This is a genomic window from Paenibacillus sp. FSL R5-0923 (assembly GCF_038009145.1).
Taxonomy (GTDB): Bacteria; Bacillota; Bacilli; order Paenibacillales; family Paenibacillaceae; genus Paenibacillus_AQ.
Map to the genome: position 1 here is coordinate 182,831 of NZ_JBBPAT010000001.1, position 20,484 is coordinate 203,314.

Consider the following 20,484-nt stretch of genomic DNA (forward strand, 5'->3'; position numbering starts at 1 on the left):
ACTTTATAGACCTGTCGGTTTTTGTGGCAATAAATTTCCAACGATAGATTTTAAATTATGGTCATCCTTGCTCTTTTCTTGCCCATTATCATAACCCGTAATTCGGATCTCCACGAAATCGCCCGGATTTACCGGTTTAAAGATCAATTTCTCGCGATCTTCCAGTCTCACGTTAAATTTCATGTCCTTGAACATTTCAACTAGCTCTGCTTCTCCGGGACTTGCTCCTTTATCCAGAAACAGCAGTCCACGCAATTTTTTAGGACCATCCTCATGCACCACTTCAAAATGTACGATACATTCCATGCTTTTCACCTCCCTGTAATAGCTACTGCGCCTGTTCTTCCCCATCATCGCCTGGATCATGCATCACATATTTGCTGTGAATTTTGCTGTAACGCTCACCATAACGTTCTTCTAATTCTGCGCCCATATCCTGCTCCAGCTCGAACAGCACCATTTCCTGTGCAAAATGATTCAATAGCAGATCTACTAAGACCGGGTGCTCGGTTACAACCGCTTGCGCCGATCCATCTTCATAGCGCATCCCGAGCATACACCAGCTCCGATCGATCACGAATGAGAACTTCCGTCCATCTGTTCGCTGAGAATCTCTTCCGAGAGGCGGCCATACCGGATAGGCGGCAGGAGCAGCATTGCCACCATCAAACGCCCACAAGAGTCTAACGCCACGCAACTCCGCCTGTTCAAGTTCACTCCGTAGAAGTGACGCTTCCTCCCGCCACATATCCACTACGATCTCTTGCTCAGCCATATTAAGTTGGCGAATAAGAGCGCCCAATACATTGCGGTCACCTTCCACATTATAAAACGAAGGGCTAACAGGTCCACCGCGAGGCATCTCACTTTCCATATAAGCCAGTGAAGCTTGAACCCGTCCCGAGATCATGGTCGCAAGCTCCTCTGGATTGAGAACACTGTACCGCGCAGGTTCTCCTTCGCCACATCGTACATATCCCTGCTGCGTAAGGCGTTGTAACGCCGCATACACATTCGATCTTGAAACTCCGAGCTGTTTGGCAACCTCATAGCCAGAAGCCTGACCTTTTGTCGCAAGCTCTACCATAATTTTGGACTCCATCTCTGTGAAGCCCAGATTGCGCAGATGCAGCAGCAGCTGTTCCATCTTGTTGTCCCCCTAAGCTGACTGAAATCCGTTCTATATTTGCTCTGATCCACATCGCGGGCACCATAAGGAGCCCTTAGGTAATTCGTTCCGACAGATTTGGCACTGGATCATATCTCGTACACCATGGTCCTCAGTGACCGCAGATTCCTCCTGGTGCTCATTCTTGTGCCATTCGCCGAAGCGACGGTCTAGTTCAAGTTGTCTTTTTCTTTCCCGTTCCAGCTGCTCGGCTTGTTTACGTTCCCGCTCAATCTCTTGCTCGCTCGCCTTATATTCTTCAAGTGGCAGCTCATCATCCGGATGCTGAACTTCAGCATATACGACACTCTGCGGGTGCAGCTTCATTGCAATTTCCTTCTCTTCATCCGTAAGCTCATCTGCACCATAATATTGATCTTCGTCATCTTCATTCACAGATTGAACAAATACCGGTGTAGAAGGCACCCTTCTCGAAGCGGACAATGGCTCCAGCTTACTTCCGCATTTCGGACAAAAGTTTGCATCAAGCGCCACAATATGACCACATGAACATAACCGCTCATTTTTCAGCTCAGCAATTCGTGTCCGCAGGACTTCGATTTTTTCCTGAAGTTTGGAACAGTTACGGGACAGCTCCACCATTTTACCTTCAGCTACCGACATATCCTTTGAACGATATCCTTCATAAAAAAGTCTGCCCATTTTCGTAAATTCAACTTCCATCTCTTGTTCAACATCGGAAATAAGTCCGTTCAGCTTGCCGATCTCTACTGAGTTTTGGGCTTTTTCGGTAACCCGGCTCGCGCTATCTTTAATTTTTTTGATAAAACTCATTACAGTTCCTCCCTCTCCAGCGATACGTGTTTCTATCATACCAAATGTATCGAGTAGATTCATTAATGTGCTTTAATACGCGATTTAGAGGAGAATGTTCCTATAAAATCCATACTAATTGATTTAAGCCACTTCCCCCTTACACTTATGGGTTATATTTCCTAATTTTGAATGTAATTTTGCGTCAGGGGTTCTACATCGGTTAAAATAGAATTATCACAAATAACGAAATCGGGAGAGTTTCAGTGGAAGAACATGAGAGCACACAGCTTACGCTTAGTCAGCTACAGGTACACGTAAAGGATCTGCAACAGTGGCAAGGTAACAGCAACGAGGATTTCGCCAAACTGGTTAACGAATTCGAAGCCTTACCGGCACTCTATCGCCACGCGTTAAATGATCTTCAGAATAAAATTGATGTAATCAAGACGGAATGGCAATCCCGCGACGGCTTCAGTCCCATCGAACATGTCAAATGCCGGATCAAAGAACCAAAGAGCATTCTTCAAAAGATGGAGCGCAAAGGCTACGGTTTCAGCTTGGAAAATATGGAGCAATACATTCACGATATTGCCGGAATGCGGATTGTATGTGCCTTCGTTAAAGATATATACCGTTTAGTAGATCATCTTAGTACACGCGAAGACATCCGCGTGCTTGAGATTAAAGATTATATAGCTCATCCTAAACCAAACGGATATCAAAGCCTTCATCTTATAGTCGGTATCCCACTCGTCCTGCTGGAAGGAACACGCTGGGTCAAGGCTGAGATCCAGCTGCGCACCCTAGCTATGGACTTTTGGGCAAGCATGGAACATATTCTGTATTATAAATTCGATAAGCAGTTGCCTTCGCATGTCGCTGAGGAACTAAAAGAAGCCGCGCGCGCTGCTGATGAACTAGATCAAAAAATGCTTCGTCTTCGCCGCGAAATTCTAGAGCTTTCAGAAGGAGAATTGCCTCCTGCTGGTCAGCATTAGAATAACTAACCAGAAACTCTGTTAGATAATTAGGCAAAACAAGAGGCTGTTTCAAGAGTAGCATTCACTACTTTTGAGACAGCCTCTTTCGTATTTTCACTTACCGCTTAATCGGACCCTTAGTCGCTCGACGTGCAGACGCTTCTGCAACCCGCTGCATAATCAAAGTTAATCCCTCAATGGCTTTAGGTGTCTGCGGTAGCAATGTTCCCCAGTCTTCTGTAACTTCAGCTACTACTACCGGCGAAGGAAACGGTCTAGCCGCAATCTCATGGAACTGTGGCCCAGGCTGATGTAGCGAACCTTCAGCAGCCGCTTCTGCCAACCATTCGCCAGAGGAAATGGCCGGACCCTTGCGTTCAAGCCGAGCCAATTCCGTAGAAAGTTCACTAACCGAGGCTTCTTCTTCCTCTGTTTCAGCTTCGTCGCTAGAAATATTCCCTTCAGCCCAAAGGGCAAAAATTCCGTCCAAGAGCTCTCCTTTAGTAAATCCTCTCAGCGAAAGTGCCAGCAGTGGCTCTTCAGCAAGACGTTCTTTAATAAGCTTCAAAGTTTCCGCCTTATACTCCATACCTTCACCCTCAAAAAGGGCTTGCTCCAGCTCACTATCCGTAGGTAGAAGCTCAAGCTCTGCCAGTTCACCCGTCAAACGCCCTTGCAGCAAGGCAAATACTTCCCCGGGACTTAGTGCCAGACTTCGTAATATTTCTTTTCTTCGGGAAGCATGCCATACCGGAACCTTCAGAGAGAGAGGTCGATCCGCTTGTTGTTCCTGAGCAGGCGCGCTGGCGTTCAATTCACCCTTCGACCGAGACCCTCCCGTCACTTTCCCAGGTAGCACCGTCCATGCTGCTTTTACTAATCCAGGCACAACTTCCAGCTGCATCTCTAACCGTTCACTCATTGTTCGATCCCTCCGTAACACTCATATCTGTCTTACATCCAGTCCTGATCCTGCAGTTCAATAAGTTCCTTCAGCTCATGATTGGACATCTCAGTCAACCATGTTTCGCCAGAGCCAACAACCTGCTCGGAAAGATTTTTCTTACGCTCAATCAATTCATCAATACGTTCTTCCAACGTTCCTTGGCAAATCAACTTATGCACTTGAACATTTTTATCCTGACCAATTCGGAACGCCCGGTCTGTCGCCTGATTCTCAACTGCCGGATTCCACCAACGGTCGTAATGGATGACATGATTAGCTCTTGTAAGGTTCAACCCTACGCCACCCGCTTTTAAAGAAAGTACGAAGAAGGATGGGCCTTTTCCCTCTTGAAAATCATGAACCATCTCGTCGCGCTCTCGTTTTGGAATTCCGCCGTGCAAGAACAGCGGCGCTGTTCCATAACGCTTAGTCAGCTTGCTAACCAAGAGCTCACCCATCGCTACATATTGAGTAAAGATCAACACAGATTCTCCGACCTCCGCAATGCTATCCAGAATCTCGAACATGACTTCCATTTTACCGGAATGCTCACTTCGCGGACCCCTGCCTTCTTCTTTGCGGAATAGCTGAGGATGATTACAAATCTGCTTCAATTTCGTAAGAGAAGACAGCACGAGTCCTCTGCGAGCCATCCCGCTACTCTCTCCAATCACGCCAAGCATTTCATCCACGACACCCTGATATAGGACTGCCTGTGTTTCCGTCAGCGGACAATAAGACTTCAGCTCCAGCTTCTCCGGTAAATCTTTAGAGATATCGGGATCGCTTTTCAAGCGGCGCAACAAGAATGGAGATACCAAGCGATGTAATTCCCTTAGTCGTTCTCCACCCTCTCCAGATACATAACGCTGCCGGAAGGAATGGTAGGTTCCTAGATAACCCGGGTTTAAAAAGTGAAAAATAGACCATAACTCACCTAGTCTGTTCTCTACAGGTGTCCCCGTCATAGCTATGCGATGCGGCGCTGATAGCTTCATCACACTTTGCGCCTGTTTCGTCCGATGATTCTTAATATACTGAGCTTCATCCAGCACCACAGTGGACCACTGAACATTCGCTAAATCCTCGCTGTCACGACCTGCTAAATGATAGGTCGTCAATACAATATCATGACTGGCAGCCAGTTCTAAAAAGCTATCTCCCCGCACTCGGCGTCCACCATGATGAATGTGAACTTTAAGAGAAGGCGCAAAGCGCTGCAATTCCCGCTGCCAGTTCCCCAAAAGTGAGGTTGGGCATAGAATCAGCACAGGCTCCTGCTTCTCTTCAGGTGGAGCACTTAAAGCACGGTCCAGCAGGCAGGTAATGACCTGCACAGTCTTACCGAGACCCATGTCATCGGCCAGACACACCCCAAATCCCAGACCACTGAGAACGGAGAGCCATTGATAGCCGCGCTCCTGATAAGGTCTCAGGGTGCCGTGCAGACCTTCAGGTACGGCACGCACTGGAAGATTACGCAATATGTCGCCCCGCATCAGCGATGACAATAGTCCGGATGTTTCCATCCCCGTGACCGACATCCCTTTCCAGAGCCGCTCTTCACCATCCTCAGCCTCTAGACGCATCCAATCGGCCGCGGTCATTTCCCCATTTTCATGGCGTTTCATATATCTAAGAACCTGGCGAATTTCTTTAGGATCTACCTCAATCCATTCTCCGCGGAAACGTACAAAGGGTACGCCTGCCTCCACTAGTGCGTTTAGTTCTTCTTCACTGATTGTACTCTCCCCAAGTGAGGCTTCAATGCGAAATGAAATCAGCTCTTCCATCCCAAGAGCCACTGGAGCAGGACTATCAATCCCACTCACTACCGGCTGCATTTTCATTTTCATGCCAATCCGGCGGCGTCCCTCACGGCTCCAGCGCGATGGCATCTGCACGGTTATTCCACGCTCACGCAGCTGCTGCACCGTCTCCTTCAAAAAGAAATAAAGACGCTCTGGTTCCAAATCTGCTCCCGTAGGTGCAGGCATAGAAAGAGCGCGCTCTATGTCTGGAGAGATTCTTGCCGCTCGGCCCAGCGCTATAAGAAGCTGCTGCTGTATATTGCGATAGCGTTTCCCCCATAACGTAAACTCTCGTTCCTTACTGCTCCAAATCGATTTTGCCGGAATCCAGAATTCCCCTTCTTCCTTGTTCTCCGCCCAGAAGGTTAAGCGCCAGATTTCGTCATTATCTCCAGGGGGCTCAAGACGTAGCCCAAGACCCAGCTGTCCACTCCGCGCTTCTTCAGGTTCCGATTGCGGCACATCGCTACCAGCTGTCTCATTCACAGTAGCCAGAAGATCTGTCACCTCTGCTTGAGTTCCCTGCACGGGTATATCCCGGCTGCCTGTAAGAAGACTATTCCACCACAGCTCAGTTAAAGGGGAGTAACCCCGGCGATAATTGGCTTTGTAAGGGGTAAGTTCACTTTCAATACCCGCAATCACTTTCTTTATCTCTGCAGTCATTACCGCCTGCATAAAGGAGTAAAGCACATAGGCGCCCGCCTCTTCCCTCGAAGATAAATCCCCCGCTTCAGCAATATGCGTCCCTAAGGCCAATACCGGCATGGACGACGCCAGCTGCAGAAAGATCTCCTTATCCTCCTGCTTTCGAAAAGCTGGAGACCAGCAGACCGTTGCTGCCTGTTCACCACCACGACGGCGTGAACCTACCGGACGTGGGGGCAAGGCTCCTGGCGTAACGCCGCCTGTACCCATCAATTCCAGCGCAAAGCGAGCTGCTGCCGCCCAATAGCGCAATTCGCCTCCAGGCTCTACTCCCTGATCCCGGCATAACGTCTCATCCCATGCCAGAAGCAGTTCAAATGCATCGCTAGGGACTAAGGCGAGCCCTTCGAATGTTCTTCCGGGCAATCCACGGCGTGCTGGCTTCCCCTCTACAGGAGGAGCCGGATATTTCACTTCTGCGAGCCGCAGAGCAGCACTCGCAAAAGGGCGAACTCCTCCCTGCAGCTCCAGCCGCTTCACCACTCGGGTCCAAGCGTCAACCTTCGGCTCCGAAGTTTCGCCAGAGAAGCAAAATAACACATCCCCCAACCATATTGCATAAAGATGCTTAGTCATCGGTGATCTCCTGTCTTTTAAGCAAGCAAAAAAAGAACCAGTCCGCCACCATCAGGTGGTAACTGCAACCTTTTCCGCGAGAAATAAATTTTGAAGCTATACAAGTAGAAGTAGTTTCTCCATCCTTTTAGAGATGAGATACACTCCTGTAAGAAATATAAGGATAAAGAACTAGGATAAAACTTATCTGCTCTTGAATCTTCATCTCTTCATCTTATACGAAAAAGCGCTGATTTAAAAACGTTTCTGCATATTTTCTGTAGATTTTTATACAAATAAAGTTGAAGTACGTAGAAACACCCATGAATTTGATTCATTTCAGCATATTTTTAATAAATGTTCTATCCACTATCGTAAAATACCCTTCACCACTACCATACTATCCATGAACATTATGACTCACTAGTCACTTCTTTTCTTGTTTATAGTCTTAATTGTGCCGAAAGCGGGTATATTCTAAGTAGGCATCACCCTATTAAAAAGCTAGGGAGTGAATTCTTTGAGACGTTATAATCCTTATAAATGGTGGAATCTTCTGTTCTTTGTAGGTGTGATTATCGTGAATGTGCTCTCGGTCACCTTACCATTAGGCGGGAACAGCACTGGAGAAATCTCTGATAAATATCAGACCTACATCACACCTGCAGGTTACGCGTTTTCCATCTGGTCATTGATTTATCTACTATTAGCCGGCTTCGTTATTTATCAATTCCGCTCCTATACAGCCTCTAGAGATTCTGTGCGGGCGATTCAGTTCTGGTTTGTTCTGAGCTGTATTTTTAATATGAGTTGGCTCTTCCTTTGGCAATACTTATACATTGAGCTCTCTCTGGTTGCTATGGTGCTGATGTTAATCACACTGATTGTCATTTACCGAAAAACACGTTTGATCGCTAATCCTACCTCAGGCGAAAAATGGCTGATGAAGCTACCCTTTAGTATATACCTTGGCTGGATCTCTGTGGCTACTATCGTGAACATCAGCGTTGTTCTAGAAAAGAATCATTGGGGAGGTTGGGGTCTTAGCGGTAGCACTTGGGGCGTTATTATGCTCTGCGTGGGAACTCTACTTGCAATTGTGGTCAGCTATCCTTACCGAGATAGCATTTATCCACTCGTATTCGTGTGGGCCTTCATTGCGATTGCCTTGGAACACAAAGAGACCAGCGATGTCTATTTAACAGGACTGATTACAGCAGGCCTCCTGCTTCTTTACAGCATCTGGTTATTGTTCAAACCCCGCCGTAGTAGGTATCGGAGATACAGAAGTTACTAATTCTAATATAAAAAATGGCAGGCTAGGGTTATCCACCTTAGCCTGCCATTTTGGTAAAATAATAAAAGTGCAAAAGGATAACTCCTTATTTCTTACGAGCTACCGCTTCAATCTCAACAAGTCCGTCTTTAGGTAGACGCGCAACCTCAATAGCACTGCGGGCAGGATAAGGTTCTTTAAAGAAGGTGCTATAAACCTCATTAACGGCCGCGAAATCATTCATATCCTTTAAGAATACAGTTGTCTTTACTACATGGTCTAGTGTTGCACCAGCTTCCTCAAGAATGGCTTGTACATTGTTAAGCGCTTGACGCGCTTGTTCTTGTACACCCTCAACCAAATTACCCGTTTCCGGATTTAGACCAAGTTGTCCTGAAGTGTATACCCAGCTACCCGTGGTTATAGCTTGACTATAAGGACCGATTGCTCCGGGTGCTTTTGTTGTAGCTACTTGTTTTTTGCTCATCTTACTACCCCTCTCCATTATGCGCTGATCATTTATTGTCCATTGTAAGTCCTGTTCTCATCTTAATGCAAATTTATTAGAGACCCAGAAAGCTTAGCGTTTCCCAATCACATGTATCACTTCATTCGTATAAATATGTAATCCATGGGTATCCGCAGACGCAATGTTAACCATAGCTCTTGCGACTGTCGTACCAGGTATCGCACGATATTTAGCCGCCTTACCCACCATTACAAAATCCAGCGCTTTCATCAAACTGGCTCCGACTCTCTCCCCTAATCTGAATTCTTCACGTTGGCCTAGTAGCAAGGAGGGGCGAAATATATGGATACCTTGAAATCCAATAGCGGTTAAACCTTCTTCCGTACTTCCCTTAGTCCGACTGTAGAAATTACGCGACTTCGCATTTGCCCCTATTGAAGAGACGACCAAAAACTGTTTAACACCCTGTTCTCTCGCTATGGCTGCAGCATCAAGCGGATAGTGTAGATCGACTCGTTCAAACTTTTCTTGTGAACCCGCCTTTTTTATCGTAGTCCCTAAACAACAGAAGATGGAATGTACCCCTTCGAACGACTCTGTATAGTTTCTTAGGTTCTCCCAATCTACAACGATTTGTTTAAGCTTAGGATGTTCTATGGCTAACGGTGTCCGTACAAGCACCCTTACTTCTTCCCAGCTATCACGATTTAACAATTCCTCCGTAACCGCTTTGCCTACCAATCCGGTGGCACCTAATACCATCGCTATTCTTAACAAGGAATAACCCCCTTTTACTTCTATTCGTCCTTTAGAATACGACGACCTAGCAGAAACGCAAGTGCAATCATCAGCGTCCCTACCACTAGCTGCATACCGTATACCTGAGTCCATTGCGGCCAGTGCGCAATTTTTTCATAGAGCTGACCGCCAATAAGCGGACCAAAAAAGGATGATAACCCGGTAAGCGCCGCATATGTGGCCATATACATCGGCCGTTCTTTTTTCGGCGTGTCTCCAATAATAAAGTTAAAGGCCAGCTGGTTGAAACCGCCTACACCAACACCAAAAACGATATGGGCCGCGAATAAGACCACCAGCATCGGCATCACAGACAAGAGTCCCCACATCAATGAGGACAACGCAATAATTGGCAAAGTAAAGAATAACAGTCGCTTATTGCTGTATTTCGCATTTAGATTGCCCCAAACGTAGAAGCTAGCCATCATAAACACGGTCTGGGACACATTAAGCAATGACAACGTTTCATAATTAATATGAAGTAACTGCAACATGACATAAGAGTATAGCGGAACCGTTAGGTTCTGCAACAACAGCCAAGCAGCCAGAAACAAGGTTGACTTCATAAATAATGTATCTTTAAGCGGTTTCTTAAACATGGGCAAAAATTTATGCTCTTCTGATTTCTCGAACGGTACATCCGGATAAAAAAAGAATACTACGACATTCGATATCGAGAAGATCCACACAACAATATATAGAATCAGAAAACCATGACCCCCGGGATAACGGTCCAGAATAATACCTCCGCCATACATAACCAAACTACCAAGTGCATTCAGGACCGTGTTACGAATCCCAAAATAACGTCCACGTACCCGTGCGGGAACTAGATCACTAATCACAGAGCTCCACAACACACCACCAGCAGTATTGGCAATAAAAGCAGTAGTATATAAAGCAATAAATGCGATGACCCAATATTCTTTAGGAAAAATAAACGGGATTAGTCCCGTAGAACCCCAAAGTATCCTATGCAGACCGATAAAAGTAACCATAGCCCATTTGCGACTTGGCAGCTTCTGAATCAGAAAAGCTACCCCAATCTGTGCCACATTAACTAATGTAGTAAGCGCTAGCACAAATCCAATTTGGCTAGAGGAAGCTCCTAAATACAGTAGGAATCCTGTTAGGAACTGCCCTTGCAGCAGTACCTGAAAAATAGTTGACGGCACACCTTCCAGCGTAGCTATACGCAAATTTCTGCGATGCACTGAAGGTTTACGAACACGTTTTGAAACCGTAACCTTATGCTTATTTTCCATGTTGTCCATAGAGGCGGTAACACTCCTTTGATGCGGCATTGGCTTCATTCTACTCCGCATCAATCTACTGTCAATACGCCAAATCACCAAATAATATTGGAGCTTTACTCACTATCCACTTCAAGGGGCAAATAAAGCGAAAATCGACTCCCCTCCTCTTCCTTACTCTCCATAGAAATGAACCCGCCGAGCAATCTGGCCAAGTCATTACTAATAGAAAGTCCTAGTCCTGTTCCACCATATTTCCGGCTAGTCGTTCTGTCTGCCTGTTGAAAGGCTTCAAAGATCATGGCATGCTTCTCCGGTGCGATTCCTATGCCACTATCCTCCACATCAAATACAAGCCAATGTTGCACGGCATCCCCTTCCCCACCTTCCTGCTCGTGGATATGCAGCGATACGTAACCTGTCTTTGTAAACTTAAAAGCATTTGAGAGCAAATTACGCAAAATCTGCTGTACGCGATGTGGATCGGAATGAATCATTGGAGGGACATTCTCATCCATGGAGATATTAAAATCCAGTCCTTTTTGTTTGGCCGTCACAGCGAACTGCATTGCCAGCAAATCTGGGATCTCGCTAACATTTAATTCTTCATTTATAATATCTAATCGACCTGCCTCCACCTTGGATAAATCCAGAATGTCGCTGATGATCATCAATAATTCATCACCCGAACGATGGATAATGGCTGCATACTCTCTTATTTCTGCTTCCGTAAGCAAATCATCATTTTCTTCAATTAATTGCGATAAATTAATGATGCTATTCAATGGAGTTCTAAGCTCATGTGACATATTGGCGAGAAATTCCGATTTGAATTGAGATGCCATCATTAACTGATTAGCACGCTCTTCAAGATCAAGCTTGTTCTTATGTAATTCTTCAGTCTGAGCAGACAACTGTTCGTTAGCATGCTGGATCTGCTCATTCCTTAGAAGACCGAGTTGAAAATCACGGATAATTAATGAGAACAAAATACTTAAAATTAGCCCCGCAGGGAACGTAATTGGCATAATCTCTCTTATGTACTCTTCCACAGGGATAACGCCTAACGCCATAATGTTTATGGCATTCATAAGATTAACGATTAGAATAACGATCAGACCTTGATTCACAATACTGAGGGTTGAGCGTCTGACCCAGTAGCTAAGCGCCGCGCAAATAACTCCCAAAATAAAAAGATTTAGCATTCCTGCAACTGCTGCCTCTGTCACTCCAAAAGTTAACCTTGTAAGCCCCGTCCCTATACCGATCAATATAAGTGTGATGGGTCTAGGATACGCCAGCGTCGAGATGATTAAGGGTACAAACCGCAAATCAAAGATCACATGGTCGTCCAGATTATAACCAAAAAGAGTACTGATCCAACCAGCAAAGATCGCCAGGATCACCCAGCTCGCCTTCTTTATTCCTACACTTGCATTTGAAATGGTATGTTTATAGATCAGATTAGCCAAATAGGCCACGGCTATAAGAATTGCGGTATTCCCGAAAAATATTTTAAGATACCCCATAGTTTTGCTCCTACCTGCACAAGATAAATTACAGATTTCATCTCACAATAATACCATAGCTTAACCTTCGCACACCTAATTGTTGCATAGGAAGAGCGCAAATCGTATACGATTTGCGCTCTTCCTATGCATTTTATATTTGGGCACTGAGAGTATAAGCTATTTTGAATTAATCGCGGTAGGAACGTCCCCAGCTTTGATACTCTTTTTCCGCGTCTTCTTTCGAATGTCCATAACGCTCTTGTAGTTTACCTACCAACTTATCCTTTTCACCATCAATCACATCAAGATCGTCATCTGTAAGCTTGCCCCATTGCTTTTTGGCCTCGCCTTTGAGCTGTTTCCATTTTCCTTTAAACACATTGTTGTCCATTATATGCTCATCTCCTTAGCTGAATTAAGTAGGGTAGAATACTATCCTGTGTTATCGTTACATTACCCTGTCCTATTCGCCATGAATCTTACCTAATCTATAGAAAGTCACAATTTGTCAAATAATAGTTTAAAAAAAGGTATTCAAATCCTTTAAAATTTGATACAATCAATGTATAAATTAAACATTTAATTTTTTAAGTGATTTTTTTCACATGAGTTATTTGCTCTATGTGCTAGAATGCCCTCGGAGATGAAACAACATCATTAAATTTTTTTCTATCGTATGCCGATATATGTCATGATACTGTTAGAGTTTGGCTCTTCACCCCAAGATTAAAGTGACAAATATCATTTATAAAGTGATTTTTATCACTTCGCATTACTATTAAAATGTTTTACATTTTAATATATATATTTTAAACTATATTTTTGGAGGTCATAACAAATGAAAAAAACAACAGTAATCTTGTCGACTGCCCTTATCTTAGGTAGTTTGCTTGCAGGTTGTGGTAACAACACAGACAACACACCGGCGGCTACTAATGCTCCAACAGAAAACAGTACAGCAACTAATTCCACTAACACTGGAACTGAAGCGGCTAAGTACAAAGACGGAAATTACTACTCTGCTGCTGAAGTCGACGCTAAAACTGGCTGGCAGTATTATGCGCTTCTGACTGTAGAAGGCGGTAAGATTACTAAGGCTGACTGGGACGCTTTTAACGTAAATACTGCTGGTGACTCTAAGAAAAAACTTTCTGAAGATGGTAAATATGGCATGAAAGCTGGTGGTGCTTCTTCTGAATGGCACGAGCAAGCAGCAAAAGCTGAAGCTTTCCTGATTGAAAAACAAGATCCAGCAGCTATAACTTTAGACGCTGAGGGGAAAACTGATGCTATCTCCGGTGTATCTGTACACGTATCTGACTTTGTAAAAGCTGCTCAAGCTGCTCTGGCTGCTGGACCTGTTGAAGCTGGTCAATACAAAGACGGAGGTTACCATGCTGAAGGCGAAATGGATAAAGACTCCGGTTGGAAATCCACTGTTGACTTGACTGTTGCTAACGGTAATGTTGTTGCTGTTAAATTCAGTGGCGTAAATGCTGCTGGCGACGACAAGAAACAATTCTCCGTCGATGGTAAATACGGTATGAAAGCTGGCGGCGCTTCTGCTGAATGGCATGAAGAGATCGCAAAAGTTGAGCAATACTATCTTGAAAAAGGTACTGCTCCAGAACTTACAGCTGAAGGTAAAACTGATGCAATTTCCGGCGTGAGTATTCATGTTGGTGAATATTTTACACTTGCTGAAAAAGCACTCGAAGGCGCGAAATAATTTCGCATAACCTTCTGCAGTTAATCAGACGAATGAGGTGAATTTCTTTTGAAAAAAATAGTCATTTTGGGCGGCGGCTACGGCGGCGTACTCACGGCTAAGAAACTGGCAAAGAAATTTAAGAAAAACAAAGATGTTGAAATCACACTGATCGACCGGAATCCATATCACACTCTATTGACTGAGCTGCATGAGGTTGCCGCGAACCGTGCTCCAGAGGATTCAATCAAGATCGATCTAAAGAAAATCTTTGCTGGACTTAAAGTGAATGTTGTTCTTGACGAAATCAGCAATATTGATTTCAAGGGTAAGAAACTCAAATCCAATAAAACTACCTATGCGTACGATTACCTTGTAATCGGTACAGGTAGCAAACCAACCTTCTTCGGCATTCCAGGTGCAGAAGAGAATACCTTCTCCTTCTGGTCTTACGATGATGCGGTAGCATTGAAACGTCAAATCCGCGACATGTATACCAAAGCCGCTATGGAGAAAAATCCAACTGTACGCCGTGCAATGTTAACTTTCGTTATCATTGGTGCCGGCTTTACAGGTGTCGAGCTTGTTGGGGAAATGGCTGAGCAACGCGAGGAATTGTGCAAGGAGTTCTATATCGACCCATCCGAAGTAAGATTGATTGTGGCTGATATGGCTCCGAAGATTCTGCCTATCCTTCCAGATAAGCTGATTCAAAAAGCCGAAGCTCACCTTCGCAAGCTGAACGTGGAAATTGTAACAGGCGCCAAGATCACTGAAGTAGGCGAAGGTAGTGTTGCCCTTGGTGAGAAAAATGTTGTCGCTTCACAAACCATTGTTTGGACTGCAGGTGTTGAAGGTTCTGAAATCGTGGGTGGACTTGAAGTACAACAACAAGGACGCAAACGTATTGTTACGAATGAGAACCTTGAAAGTGTAGATCATAAGAACGTATATGTAGTAGGGGACAACATTTTCTTCATTCCTGAAGGTGAAACTCGTCCTGTACCACAAATGGTTGAGAATGCTGAACAAGCAGCTCCGATCGTTGCTGGTAACATTGCAGCTGACATTCAGAACACTGCTAAAAAAGCATACAAACCAGGTTTCCACGGTACCATGGTATCCATCGGTAGCCGCTACGGTGTAGCAAACGTTGGTTTGCCAGGCAAGTTCTTTATGCTTACTGGTTTTATGGCAATGTTATCCAAACACTTTATCAATATGTTCTACCTGTCTCAGGTTGTAGGCTTCAATAAGGTTTGGACTTACATGATGCATGAGTTCTTCCATGTTGAGAACCGTAAGAGCTTCTTGGGCGGACACTTCTCCAAGCGTTCACCTAACTTCTGGCTCGTTCCGCTTCGCATGCTGCTTGGTGGAATGTGGTTATATGAAGGTATAGATAAGCTACGGAAAATTTGGGTAGATCCTAACAAGATATTCCTAATTCCAGCCGCTCCTTTTGCAACGGATGCTTCATCAGCAGCCAGCGTAGCGGTGGATGCAGTTAAAACAACAGTAGATGCACAATCTGCAGCTTCAGCAGTATCCACTGCAAAAGAAGCGGTTGAAGCATTGCCAGTTCCTGGCTTCGTATATAATATTACAAACTGGTTCATGGATTTGATGTTCTACAACAACGACGGAAGTTATACTTTCCTCGCAAAATGGTTCCAAATCGGTATGGTATGTGCAGAAATCGTGTTCGGTATTATGCTCATCGTTGGTCTGTTCACAGCTATTGCTTCTATAGCGACGATAGCCATGTCCGTCATGATCTGGTCGACCAAAATGGCTTCTACAGAAATGTTATGGTATGTTGGTGCGGGTATCGCCTGCATCGGCGGATCGGGCAGCACATTTGGCCTAGATTACTATGTACTTCCTTGGCTTAAGAAACATTGGAAGAGAGTTCCGATCGTCAGACGATGGTATCTATACACCGACTGATTATAAAGCCCTGAATTCGTGTAATTTATTTTAAAGAAAATATGTAGATTGCATGTCAGTAAGCTAAATATGGATGTACTTCAGAGTAATGTGTCCCTAGGACACATTACTCTCCTTATTTACAAGAAGAAAATAATCTTCCTAATATCAGGAAATGGTCAATTTATTCTTTAATGAATGGTTTTGTAGGGATGATCAGGGGTATGGTTTCTTCCGGCAAAACCGACAAGAAGGAGAGAATCTTGTGAACAAACAACTCATAGAAGATACCCTCCGGTTGTTGCATACTGAAATGTCACCTATTGCCGGAATTGAGCTTAATCCCTCTCCGGCTGCATGTGAGCAGCTAATCTCGGTACTAGAACGCCATGATCTGGAATACAACCGCAAAGTCAATTTGCTGGGTATTTACACTATTCTCACTTTGGCAGCTGAGCGCCATATGGAATGTATCCCACATCATCCCGACCTTACACGCAACATTTTGGATGGAGATTATTTGTACAGCTTTTACCTTCAGTTTGCGGTGAAATGCCGTGAGCTCGACCTAGTTGCTTATCTAGCTCCTTCGATCAAAAAAATGCAAATTAGACGGTCAAATGGAGACTTCGCGGAACATGATCCAGCGGCTGGAATCGAACAGTTCTTGATTCAAGAGTGCAGACAGCGCAGTCGCACAAGCAAAGCCATTTGACAGGTGGGATCTATAAGATGAAGCTGCATGAGGCCTTAAACATAGACATAGATGAAATTAATCGTGAAATCGTAAATCTTGTGGCACGAGATAAGGATGTTCCTAAGAAATCACAACTCGGGCAGAGTATTCTTGAGCTTATAAATTCTGGAGGTAAACGCCTCCGTCCTCTTATGGTCATTGTTGGCAGTCGTTTTGGCCGAAAGGATACAGGTCGAAGAGCGCTTCAATTAGCTGCTGCCGCTGAATTTATTCATGTTGCCTCATTAATTCATGATGATATTATCGACGATTCTGAGTTACGGCGGGGCAAACCCGCCCTACATACTAAGACGGGCACACTATCAGCAGTGCATATTGGCAATTATATGTCCGCTCGGGTTATCGAACTGTTAAGCAAATATACCGGAGACAAAAACAAATATGTTCATGACTTATCTTCTGTAGCTACTGCTCAGCTCTGTCTAGGTGAGTATCAGCAAATGGAACATGCTTTTGATTATGAGATTACAATGGAGCAGTATCTGGAGAAGTCCTTAAACAAAACAGCTCTTCTTATGGCCACCTGCTTACGTGTGGGTGCATTATCCACCGAAAGCTCAGAGGAAGTGGCCAACCTTCTGTATACCTTTGGCGAAGCCTTAGGCATGTCTTTTCAAATACAAGATGACCTGCTGGATTTCACGCAGTCTGAGGCTGTGCTGGGTAAGCCCGCCGGCAGCGATCTGCGTCATGGTCAGGTTACCCTGCCAGTGCTTTATGCATTACAGGATCCAAAGCTTTCGCCTGTGATTCGTTCAATCGGCCCTGATTCTTCCGATGCTGAGGTGGCACATGTGCTTGCCCTTATTAAGAGAAGCGATGCCTTAGCTCGTGCAGAACAGTTCAGCCAGAACTACCTGGATAAGGCTGGAGCGATTGTGCAGCAGCTCTCCTCCTATCCGGCGCATGCCGATCTGGATACACTGCTGCAATATTTTGCCGACCGTGATCGCTAAGGACCTGCTCTCGGAGCAATCAAAAACGGATACCCCCATTTACTTGGGTTGGTATCCGTTTTTTTGTGTACATTAGCTAAACAAGCCGAACGTAGCGCAGCGCCCGTGAGCGTGTTTAGCTCTTGGAGAATAGTCTCTTAGGATTTGACGTTACTATATAGGGAAATCCTCCCTCTAAAAACCTAAATTCGCATGGTTTATAGACCAATCAGCCAATTTAGAGGGAGACTTTCCCTATAACAAGATCTAAAGTCAATAAAGCTCGGTAATATAGGGAGGTTTTCCCTATAAGTCTGCCTTGGATTAGTTCAGCCCTCTCACACGGCTCTAGCCCCCCCCCCCTCGCAGATGTCCACAAAAACAAAAAAGGAAAGCCGCGTAGCCAGCTTTCCGATCCCTTTGCCTACCCTCTTTTGGGTAGGCTGTTGTCTTTTGTTGTTAGCTTGGAGGCAATGCGCCAATGGTTAGGACGGAACGGAGTGGAATTTTGGACTGTAGAAACGAAGTGCTCGCCTTTATTCTCGGATTTCTACCGCAGACAGCCGGTTCAAATCAAAGAAATCCGAGAATAACAGCGATCGAAAGTCCAACATTCCACGCAGTGCTGCTTCCTAACCACCGCCTTATTGCTCCCTAGCTAACATAAAAAAAATCAATCAGCGTACACAATAAAATCACTATGCTGATCACCTGATTCAGATTATAAGAGGCCACCTTCATCAGCTTACGATTCGATGGTTTTATAATCTTATGCTCGGTCATCAGGAGCAGCGTCGCGATGCCAATCCCTACCAGATACATCCAGCCGAGATCACGCCATAAATATAGGAACAATAGCAGCATAATCATGATGAAATGTAGTCCTTTTGCAATGCGCAGCGCATTCTCTAGACCGAAAAAGCTAGGAATAGACCATAGACCATGCCGCCGGTCAAAGTCGATATCCTGAGTGCCGTAAATAATATCAAATCCGGCAATCCACAGCATAACAACAGTACCGATAACAAACGGTGTAAATGCGATATTTCCGGTTACAGCGAACCATGCGCCAATCGGTGCAGAAGCAATAACAAATCCTAAATATAAATGGCTGAGAAAGGTGAATCGCTTCGTGTAGGAATAGGTTGATATCAATACGATAGCCACCGGTGACAAGATCAAGCAGAGCAAATTAAGCATTCCTGAAGCCACAATGAAAATGGCATAGTTGACAATAACAAAGACAACAACTTCTTTTTCCGCCAGTAAGCGTTGAGGCAGATGTCGATGTGCCGTACGAGGATTCTGTTCATCGAACGTACGGTCCGCCAGCCGATTGAATGCATTGGCGCCATTACGGGCGCCTATCAATGCAATCAATCCCCAGATCATCACATGTCCCGATGGCCAGCCCCCTGCGGCCCATACCATCGATATAATAGCAAATGGTAGCGAAAAAAGCGTATGAGAGAACATTACCAATTCGCTGAACATTTTAAGTTTTAGACCTGCAGTTTTACATATGTTTAGAATCGCCATTCGTGCATTCCTCTTTCTTCACTACTGTGTTTATGTCCATTAATGATTATGGTCTGCAAGAACTTCGTTCAGGACGTTAAGCATCCCGTCGATATCTTCTTCCGTAATAATCATCGGTGGCTGGAAGGCTAGTACATTGCGCCCTATGCCATTTTTGCCGATTAGATAACCTCGGTCCTTCATCGCCTCCAGCACTTGATCTGTAAGTGCCGCTGCACCCTCAGCATCTACACCCGTTAGCTCCGCACCCAGCATTAGTCCAGTTCCCCGCACATCAACCATCAACGAAGGATAACGAGCTTGCAAAGCCTTCAGACCTGCCTTCAATCGTTCTCCGAGCTGTACCGAGCGTTCAGGAAGCCGTTCATCTCGAATATAATCAAGCACAGCCAGCGCTGTTGCAGCAGATACCGGATTCCCTCCAAATGTGGAAGCTGAAGGACGGTTTAGGGCAAGGGCAATCTCATCGGTTGTAGCGAAGGCTGCAACTGGAATTCCGTTACCGAGTGCTTTGGCCATACTTATAATATCGGGTACAACGTCAAAATGCTCCATAGCAAACATTTTACCAGTACGTCCAAATCCAGTTTGGATTTCATCAGCGATTAGGAGTACACCGTATCTCTCTAACAATACTTTTACATCACGGAAGTAGGTTCGGGTTGGCATAATCATTCCGCCGTTGCCTTGGATTGGCTCTACGATCATGGCAGCGATAGTATTCCCCTTCTCTTCGAGCACCCGCTCTAGCGATTCCAGGGATAACGATGCCGCTTCCTCCAGCGATAAATCCGGATGATAAGGGCGAGGAATAAACTCAACGTCATGATCCAAGTATTTATCGGTACGCCACATAGGCAGGCCTGTCACACTCATAGTTAGATTGGTACGGCCATGCAGGCCACTCTCCAGCGCTATAAACCCTTTACGTCCCGTATACATCCGAGCGAGCAGCAGAGCTCCCTCATTAGCCTCAGAACCACTGTTAACAAAGAAGGTCCGTCGTAGTCCACCCGGCATAACCTCTTCCAAACGCTCTGCCAAATCTACACTCGGTTGAGTTAGATAGATGGTTGTCGTGTGCTGCAGCTGCTGCAGTTGTTCAATCGTGCGTACTGTTATAGCCGGATTACAGTGACCACATGCGACTACGGATACGCCAGCGAAGAAATCCGTATAGGACTTTCCTTTTTCATCATAAACAAACTGCATTGAACCACGAACAAGCTGAGGTGCATCACGGTAAAAATGCTGTGTACAAGGATAGAAATATTGCTTACGTTTGGCTGCTACTGTTTCTCTTCCGATGAAGTCTTGTTGTTCCATGAAGGGTTCTCTCCTTTTTGTGAAAATAGTAACTTATT

General features: G+C 45.1%; 18 protein-coding genes. 6 read left to right on the forward strand and 12 right to left on the reverse strand.

All coding sequences use genetic code 11. The features are described 5' to 3' along the window. Window positions 1-3: 3 nt before the first annotated feature. From MKX35_RS00855 to MKX35_RS00865, 3 genes are read right to left on the reverse strand one after another with little or no spacing between them, the layout of a single operon-like run. The gene (locus MKX35_RS00855) at window positions 4-306 is read right to left on the reverse strand and encodes a hypothetical protein (RefSeq protein WP_042184527.1); all 303 of its coding nucleotides are present in this window, start codon (window positions 304-306) and stop codon (window positions 4-6) included. 22 nt (window positions 307-328) lie between these two features. Beyond that, window positions 329-1,147: a TrmB family transcriptional regulator gene (locus tag MKX35_RS00860; RefSeq protein ID WP_042184525.1), complete on the reverse strand. Its 819-nt coding sequence runs from the start codon at window positions 1,145-1,147 to the stop codon at window positions 329-331. A gap of 33 nt (window positions 1,148-1,180) precedes the next feature. Then, window positions 1,181-1,963, reverse strand: coding sequence for a zinc ribbon domain-containing protein (locus tag MKX35_RS00865; protein WP_076285934.1), 783 nt, complete (start codon window positions 1,961-1,963; stop codon window positions 1,181-1,183). A 305-nt stretch (window positions 1,964-2,268) separates the two neighbouring features. Between MKX35_RS00865 and MKX35_RS00870 the strand changes: the two genes are divergently transcribed. Next, complete coding sequence (locus MKX35_RS00870; protein ID WP_042193221.1) at window positions 2,269-2,943, forward strand: GTP pyrophosphokinase; 675 nt, start codon at window positions 2,269-2,271, stop codon at window positions 2,941-2,943. Between the two features lie 100 nt (window positions 2,944-3,043). On the opposite strand, the gene MKX35_RS00875 is transcribed toward MKX35_RS00870, so the two are convergent. Together MKX35_RS00875 and MKX35_RS00880 are read right to left on the reverse strand one after the other, a co-directional pair. Then, complete coding sequence (locus MKX35_RS00875) at window positions 3,044-3,847, reverse strand: hypothetical protein (protein ID WP_076300133.1); 804 nt, start codon at window positions 3,845-3,847, stop codon at window positions 3,044-3,046. Between the two features lie 32 nt (window positions 3,848-3,879). Then, window positions 3,880-6,966 carry a DEAD/DEAH box helicase gene (locus MKX35_RS00880; protein WP_076285936.1) on the reverse strand — a complete coding sequence of 1,029 codons (3,087 nt, stop codon included), beginning with the start codon at window positions 6,964-6,966 and terminating at the stop codon, window positions 3,880-3,882. Window positions 6,967-7,465: 499 nt separating this feature from the next. Here MKX35_RS00880 and MKX35_RS00885 point away from each other — a divergent pair, with 499 nt between their 5' ends. Then, the gene (locus MKX35_RS00885; protein ID WP_076300132.1) at window positions 7,466-8,242 is read left to right on the forward strand and encodes a tryptophan-rich sensory protein; all 777 of its coding nucleotides are present in this window, start codon (window positions 7,466-7,468) and stop codon (window positions 8,240-8,242) included. 85 nt (window positions 8,243-8,327) lie between these two features. On the opposite strand, the gene MKX35_RS00890 is transcribed toward MKX35_RS00885, so the two are convergent. The 5 genes from MKX35_RS00890 to MKX35_RS00910 form a co-directional block, all read right to left on the reverse strand. Then, window positions 8,328-8,708, reverse strand: coding sequence for a RidA family protein (locus MKX35_RS00890; protein WP_042184517.1), 381 nt, complete (start codon window positions 8,706-8,708; stop codon window positions 8,328-8,330). A gap of 93 nt (window positions 8,709-8,801) precedes the next feature. Further along, entirely contained in the window at window positions 8,802-9,467 is a 666-nt protein-coding gene (locus tag MKX35_RS00895) for an oxidoreductase (RefSeq protein ID WP_143759523.1), read from the reverse strand. Between the two features lie 20 nt (window positions 9,468-9,487). Beyond that, window positions 9,488-10,762, reverse strand: coding sequence for an MFS transporter (locus MKX35_RS00900; RefSeq protein ID WP_081382976.1), 1,275 nt, complete (start codon window positions 10,760-10,762; stop codon window positions 9,488-9,490). Window positions 10,763-10,857: 95 nt separating this feature from the next. Continuing rightward, window positions 10,858-12,270: an ATP-binding protein gene (locus MKX35_RS00905; RefSeq protein WP_076300131.1), complete on the reverse strand. Its 1,413-nt coding sequence runs from the start codon at window positions 12,268-12,270 to the stop codon at window positions 10,858-10,860. A gap of 169 nt (window positions 12,271-12,439) precedes the next feature. Further along, a complete protein-coding gene (locus tag MKX35_RS00910; protein WP_042184513.1) occupies window positions 12,440-12,643 on the reverse strand; it encodes a CsbD family protein in 204 nt (67 codons plus the stop codon). 447 nt (window positions 12,644-13,090) lie between these two features. On the opposite strand from MKX35_RS00910, the gene MKX35_RS00915 reads away from it, so the two are divergent. The 4 genes from MKX35_RS00915 to MKX35_RS00930 all read left to right on the forward strand — a co-directional run bounded on the left by MKX35_RS00915 (window position 13,091) and on the right by MKX35_RS00930 (window position 17,602). Then, window positions 13,091-13,981 (forward strand): FMN-binding protein, encoded by an 891-nt coding sequence (locus tag MKX35_RS00915; RefSeq protein ID WP_076285940.1) that lies wholly within the window; start codon window positions 13,091-13,093, stop codon window positions 13,979-13,981. A 48-nt stretch (window positions 13,982-14,029) separates the two neighbouring features. Beyond that, window positions 14,030-15,910 carry an FAD-dependent oxidoreductase gene (locus MKX35_RS00920; RefSeq protein ID WP_042184509.1) on the forward strand — a complete coding sequence of 627 codons (1,881 nt, stop codon included), beginning with the start codon at window positions 14,030-14,032 and terminating at the stop codon, window positions 15,908-15,910. Window positions 15,911-16,154: 244 nt separating this feature from the next. Beyond that, window positions 16,155-16,604 (forward strand): hypothetical protein, encoded by a 450-nt coding sequence (locus tag MKX35_RS00925; protein ID WP_042184507.1) that lies wholly within the window; start codon window positions 16,155-16,157, stop codon window positions 16,602-16,604. A 17-nt stretch (window positions 16,605-16,621) separates the two neighbouring features. Continuing rightward, window positions 16,622-17,602, forward strand: coding sequence for a polyprenyl synthetase family protein (locus MKX35_RS00930; protein WP_076285941.1), 981 nt, complete (start codon window positions 16,622-16,624; stop codon window positions 17,600-17,602). A gap of 633 nt (window positions 17,603-18,235) precedes the next feature. Here MKX35_RS00930 and MKX35_RS00935 read toward each other — a convergent pair. Together MKX35_RS00935 and MKX35_RS00940 are read right to left on the reverse strand one after the other, a co-directional pair. Beyond that, window positions 18,236-19,120, reverse strand: coding sequence for a UbiA-like polyprenyltransferase (locus tag MKX35_RS00935; protein ID WP_076300130.1), 885 nt, complete (start codon window positions 19,118-19,120; stop codon window positions 18,236-18,238). A 39-nt stretch (window positions 19,121-19,159) separates the two neighbouring features. Continuing rightward, entirely contained in the window at window positions 19,160-20,446 is a 1,287-nt protein-coding gene (locus tag MKX35_RS00940) for an aspartate aminotransferase family protein (RefSeq protein ID WP_076300129.1), read from the reverse strand. Window positions 20,447-20,484: the final 38 nt, after the last annotated feature.